Raw genomic sequence first — 6,958 nt, 5'->3', positions numbered from 1 at the left:
ATTAGGTGGACATTCTTTGAAAGCTACAAGATTAGTTAACAGAATTGAAGCTGAAACAGGAAAGAAAGTACTTCTGAAAGAAGTGCTATCAAACTCTACTGTGGAAAATCTTGCAGAGATTATTACAAATAGAAAAGTAGAAGAATATATGTCGATAACAACTGCAAAAAATCAAGAGTATTATCCGATGGCATTAGAATTATTTAGAAAAATAGATGATTTTCATATCACCATTGCGGGAAGGCCCCCATACAGTCGACCTAATTCGTTTATAGAGAGAGAAATAGTGATAGGTAACGATGTATTTCCATTGGCAGGAACATTGTCTATTCCAAAAGGGAAAGGTCCTTTCCCGGTGGTAGTTCTAATTCATGGATCAGGTCAAAGAGATAGGGATGAAACAATAGCTGCTGTAAAGCCGTTTCGTGATTTAGCCGAAGGGCTTGCAACGAAAGGAATTGCTGTTCTTCGTTACAATAAACGAACATATGAGCATGAATCAAAAACGTTATCAAGTCCCCTCCATACAATTGATAAAGAGACAACTGATGATGCTCTACGTGCAGTTTGTTTTCTTCAAAATGAACAGAAAATAGATCGGAAGCAAATCTATATTCTTGGTCATAGCCAAGGAGGAATGATGGTTCCAAGAATAATTGAAAAAGAAAAAAATCATAAGATTGCTGGGGCAATTGTAATGGCTGGATCGGCCCGTAGGATTCAAGATGTGGCCCTTGATCAAATAAAGCATGCATTTGCGTTAGGAGAGATAAATTTTGAAGTATATGAGTTTTATAAGAAACAATTAGAATTACTAAATGATCCTAATTTTTCAAGTGAGAACCCTCCAAAAGAGTTTAAATTAGGACAAGTCATGTTTTGGGATTCTTTCCGTCAGATTAGGGCAGCGGAAATGGCTAAAAATCAAAAGACGCCATTGCTTATTTTGCAAGGTGAAAGGGACTTTCAAGTACGAACTGATGTTGAAATCCCAATTTGGCAAGAACAATTGAAAAATAGGAATAATATAGATTATTTGCTGTATCCAAAATTGAACCATTTATTCACAGAAGGAGAGGGAGAACTTAGTACAATAGAAGAATATACTATATCAGCAAATGTCCCTGAGTACGTTATAAATGATATTGCTAATTGGATACAGTTTCAAGCGGATTTAAGAAGCAAATTCAATGAGACAATATACATTGGAAATTAAAATATACATGGTTATAGTATTATATAAGTGATCTAAAAAGTAGGGACTATTGGTATTTAGAGATGCTGCTTTGGAGCATTATTAAGTCTTAGGGTGGAGATATCGGATAAGAAGAGTAATAGAAATTAGCATGTTTATTTTCTAAGGGAAAATCTATTCAGTGATAACTATAGAAAGGGAAAGATATCACTGAAAAACTTACTTTTAAATGTATAAAAATAAAAAAGAGCCTTTTCATTCAGAATCGCATGAAAAGGCTCCTTTTTTTCGTGCGTGTTTATGTCATCGGAAATATAATTCGTTCAAATTAATAGTGGATAGGATAATCATTCTTTGTGTTCTGTAAAATCAAATCGCAGGAAGATGCCGCATCTAACATTCGTTCTACCTTAACCTCAATATTTCTGGACAAAATACATTTGACTTGAGACCCTTGTTTTGTAACACACCTTTTTTATAAGTATATTGTATTTTTTTGATATCAAAATAGCAAGTATGACTTTGATGGTTATTTATTTTTTTACTAGTATCAGCTGTACTGATAGCTATATGTCTTGATTTACTAAGGTATATATACTCTGACTTTAGTTGAATTTTAAATTTTTAGTAATTCTTGAATTATAACATGTAATTGAAAGAGGAATTGGAATTTGTTCTTGTTGGTATTTAGAAGGGATTTCTCTTTTATCTTTTCATTGATTTGATAGATGACTTTATGGAGTAGGTTTGATTTCTAGACTGAAAGTTCAATTGATAATATTTCTATTGAAATAAGGTTTTGTATGTTGAGAAGCAACTGAAATTGCTTTATTTGTAGTTAGGTCATGTTGTAGGCTACTCATTGTTCAATATTTTGCGGATAAGCGTGTGAGATAATGGGTGCTTTTGGAAGTTAAGTTTACAAAATTTTGATAATAAGCTACGGGTAATTATGAAATCGGTTGATATCATGTCTAAAAATATTTAAATGACATTTCGTATCTTGGGGTTATACATAGCCACATTTGATAAGTGGAAAATAAATTTTAGTAATAAATATTTGGGCATATAAGCGATTAGCATTATATTATGACTGGCATTTTTACTTCCCCGAAAATAAAAAATAAACCCACTATTTTCGCTAAATGAAGATAACATTTTATCCCTGGGTGCATAGATATTATTAATCAATTTGCATAGATAGTGGTTAAGAGATTGCTAGCTCAAGTTTATCTGGAGTAGGGTGATTTTTTCAATGATTTTGAAGTTGAATCTTTCTTTAATTATGTTTTAAAAATATTGTACAGACTTATATAAGAAAGAGTATTGTTGGACGTTAATTTATGTAATAAGTATAAATAATTGAATTTTTATTTATATAAAACATTACTATATATAAGAAATGGATTTTCATGTGGAATTAGTTCGCGGTACTGTTGAGTTAAATCTTAATGAAGGTTTTATTTGAATTGGCAGGCTAATAGATATAGAGGTTTAAAGAGAGGAGTAATTATTAGTAAGAGAAATTTATTTGATAGAAAAAATTTGGGATAGAGTTTGGTAAGAAATTTTATATTGAATGAAAAGGTGTAAAATGGATTTTATAATATTTTAGGTAGAAAGCATATGGACGTGTGTTTGAACTCAGGTTTGGTGGATTATAAATAACTTTTTAGTTAGGTTTAGTCTCTTGATATTTTTAAGTGATGAATAATATTCTATATTTATTTGAGTTTGGTATTATATTTTTTTGTATAGAACTACTAATTATATCATTTGTTCTTTATTGGTTGAATCGTGCTATTTGTGTAAAGTGAAAAGAGAGTTATTATCATTTTTAATTCACTTAATTTTTATTTTTAAAATAAGTGAAAAATAAAAATTAAGTGAATTGTGTAACTAATTAAGAGATAGTTCAATTTGTTTAATGTCTTATAGCTATTACGCAATGTGTTAGGGCAACTAAAGTTGACAGGATGAAAAAGAGCCATTGGGCAAAAGAATATTGAACGGAAAATATCATTGGTTTTATTAATTATTTTATATTTATTTTTGTTAAATATAAAATAAAAAGTAGAGATTTGTAGGTGATTTGATGATTAATTCACATGAATTTTTAAATTAGAATGCAAGGGCTACAATAAAAATAAGGATAAGTAACTATTTCCATAATTTTATTTCAGGAAATAATGTATCTTTCTTATTATTTAAAATAACTAACTCATCTCTAGCATTATAATAATTAAATGATAAGTCATCAAATTTTTGATTACAAATACTTATGCTATAATCCTCTAAAAAAAATGATTGGATTTTTGGTTTTTGATGTGAAACTTTTGATAAATTTAACACATGATTATTATTTTTTGTTAAGGGTACGATGAAAGAGTTTAATTGAATTGATAAGCCCTTACCTAAAAATTTCACATAGCTTTCATTTGCTGTCCAAATTCTATAGAATTCATTTCTGAGATGTTCGATATGTAAAGTTTTAAGATAATCTTTTTCAGGTTCTGAGAAAAACGTAGAAAGGCCTATATAATCAAGAGATTCTATTTTTTCAATATCTACTCCTATCTCATGGTTACTAATACCTATTAACACCCAGTTACCGGAATGTGAAATGTTAAAAAACACTTCATTATTTGTCAAATATTTTTTCCCATATTTATTTTTACTAATTTTAATCTTTTTTTGAGTATATATATTTAACAGTTTTATTAGTAGATGATTTGATAGTAAAGACCGTTGCTTATCTTCATTTTTTCTAAATGCATTTATTTCTTGCTTTTTTGCACTATCAGCTGTTTTATAAAATGTTTGATATTGTTCGTCAGAAAAATCGGTGATATTTGCTAAATATAACTCTAACAATTTTCATTTCAACTTCTTTCTTATAATAAATTATTTTTAATACATTAAATGTTATTAAGTTTTAATAAAAAAATGAAATAAATAACTGGATTTAAGATGATTATTTCGGTAAAAAATGATTTATTAACAATATTCTTAGTATATCAAAAAGTAGGGGGATAAGAAATGTAAATGATTCAATATTCTTAAAACATGGGCAGTTGCACATACCCATCAACTTAAGCAAAATAAACTCTCTACAAAGAAAAAATAGGCCGAACTCTTATAAATATGGAAAGGTGAAAGTTTTGTTATGGGGGATTGGGAAAGAAACTCACTTACCAAATATAAAGTATACAATTACAAATTAACATTACTATTTATTTTTTATCATTGAATGATATTAAGTTTATTAGAAAAATTAAGGTTTTAATTTAGTAGTGTTAAGGGGAATATTGCTGTTCGGATGTTAAGTTTTGTTTTTTGTGTAACGGTAGATATAATTTTAACAATAAAGCGAGCGGTTACGGTTATGTAGGGGAATTTAAGTTTGAATCTTTCAGCCGAATCGTATAGACAAGACCAAAATATTATTTTCAAATTAATAAATGATACTGATCAAAAATACATATATTTATGTAGGTGCTGAGAATTAAGAGGGATGAGTTTAGCATGATGTTTATCCTTTTTATAATACTGAATTACCGGCAAACACATGGAAAGATGGTTGATTAAAGCCAAATTGGGGTGAAAAAATTGTAGGATTGGTTACATATCGTTTTAAAGTGGACACTACAAAAGTTGATGGGATAAAGAGTGCTTTTTATAATGAGAAGTTCGAGTTGTGAAAGATTAAAATATTTATGGTTGATATAGTTTGTAGGGATTTATAATTTGTATTTTATGAAATTGAAAATATTAGAGGTGTGAAATGATTAGGAGAAAAGCAGTATGTGTGCTGTTATTATTTTATTAAGTTTGTCATTTTTTATTTGTACATAGTTAATGAATTATTTGAGTGTTTTTGTAAGATAACTAATTTTTTAAGGAGTTCATTTATTGGAAATCAATAATTTTGTGAACAAGATTCAAAAAATATTTGATTTGCTTGAGTCTGTGGAACTAAAAGATGTATTTTTTGAGACGTTTCTGATAACACCAATTTTTTATCCAAATAGTAGATAACTCTATCAGGACTGAAATCATTGCTGTGAATAGGGAATTACAGATTTTCATTTAAGGCTTTGATAATAAGGAATTCTCATTCTGATATAAAATGAAAGAATGAGGAATATTAGTTCTTTAATTATGTAGTAATACAGGTAACGGGGAGATGTATTGTTTATTTTATTTGAATATTCAATGTGCATAATGGTAATTTAATGATATTATAGAAAATACAGGGTGAACTTGCCCTTTTTTAAACTAAAAAAACTTTCACAAAGGAGCTACCATGAAAAAGACTAATGTATTATCAAAGCATATTAAAGAATGGTATGAGACTTCTGCAGTTCAAAAAAGAATGTATGTCATTAATGCAATGAATCCGGATAGTTTAAGTTATAATATGACTTTAATGACAACTTTTTATGGTAATTTTAATGAAGAAAGATTTATGGCAGCTTTAAATAAAGCTATAAATAATAATCCTATGTTAAATGCGAGATTCAAAGAGAAAGATGGTAGTATTAAGTATTTTATTTTTAGGGAGATGCATACTAATTGTGAATATATAGATGAAAATTCATATATGCACATGAATTTTGAAGATTTCAAAAAAAATAATTTGGATGATTTTATAAAACCTTTTGATTTATCTAATAATGTTCTGTATCGAATTAGGATAGTGAAATATCAAGACAATATTACGGTTGCTTTTATGGATTTTCATCATATTATTTTTGATGGTAACAGTGTAAGGCCATTTATGTCGGATCTAGCAAATGCATATAATGAAGAAAGTATTAAAAAAGATAAAAATGAATATTACGATTTTGTGAATTGGCAGAATGAAGTGATACAAAGTAAGGGATATAAGGAGAAAAGAATTTTTTGGGAAGATATGTTCAATGAACCATCAAACTTATGCGATATATTAGTTGATAATCCTAATGAGCATAGGCAAGTTTATAGTTCTAATAAATTAAAGAGTCGATTATACCATAAAAAAGAAATAGAAGATTACTGTAAGAAACTTTGTTGTACAAAGTTTTCCTTCTTTGTCGCAGCTCTTAATATTACACTTGCTCGGCTTACATATCAGAAAGATATAACAATAGGAACGGTGTCTTCAGGAAGGAAGTTAGAAGAGTTTCAGTCTCTTGTGGGGATGTTTGTTAATACATTTCCATTAAGGAACTATATTGATGAAAAACAAAGTATTAAGGAATTTATACAGCAAGTTCATGAGAGAAATAGAGATGCTTTAAAGAATTCAGATGTTCAATATGAAACTATAGTTGAATTATCTAAAGTTACAAGGAAAAAAAATCCGTTATTTGATATTTTACTAAGGTATCAGGAAACGTATAGAGATTTATTGACATTAGAGGGATTAGATTGTTGTATTGAGGAAGTTTTCCCGTTCAATTGTGCCTTTGATTTTCAAATTTTTATTGATGAATATAAAAATGATTTTGAAATAACAATGAGTTATGCTCATGAATTATATAAGAGACATACAGTGGAAACCATTCAAAAAACTTTTATTAAAGTTATTGATGCTATTATTTCTGAATCAAGTGTACTTTTAGGTGATATTGATTTAGTAGATAGAGAAGAAAAGGCACTTATCATAGGAGAATTTAATGATACGTACCATGCATATCCGAGAGATAAGACAGTAGCTGAACTGTTCGAAGAACAGGTAGAAAAGACGCCAAATCAGATTGCCGTAACTTTTGAAGATAA

3 protein-coding genes are annotated in these 6,958 nt (G+C 28.5%); 2 read left to right on the top strand and 1 reads right to left on the bottom strand.

The window, feature by feature from the left end:
* Positions 1-1,216 (top strand): alpha/beta fold hydrolase (locus tag MR167_RS29595; protein WP_255787428.1); only part of this gene is annotated, 1,216 nt, incomplete at its 5' end.
* Positions 1,217-3,355: 2,139 nt separating this feature from the next.
* On the opposite strand, the gene MR167_RS29590 is transcribed toward MR167_RS29595, so the two are convergent.
* Entirely contained in the window at positions 3,356-4,069 is a 714-nt protein-coding gene (locus MR167_RS29590; protein WP_242316101.1) for a 4'-phosphopantetheinyl transferase family protein, read from the bottom strand.
* A 1,432-nt stretch (positions 4,070-5,501) separates the two neighbouring features.
* Here MR167_RS29590 and MR167_RS29585 point away from each other — a divergent pair.
* Positions 5,502-6,958 (top strand): condensation domain-containing protein (locus MR167_RS29585; protein WP_242316100.1); only part of this gene is annotated, 1,457 nt, incomplete at its 3' end.

It is taken from the genome of Bacillus cereus group sp. BfR-BA-01355, assembly GCF_022663675.1.
Taxonomy (GTDB): Bacteria; Bacillota; Bacilli; order Bacillales; family Bacillaceae_G; genus Bacillus_A; species Bacillus_A thuringiensis_S.
The sequence above is the reverse complement of the archived record's forward strand: the minus strand, read 5'-3'. Positions and strand labels throughout refer to the sequence as shown.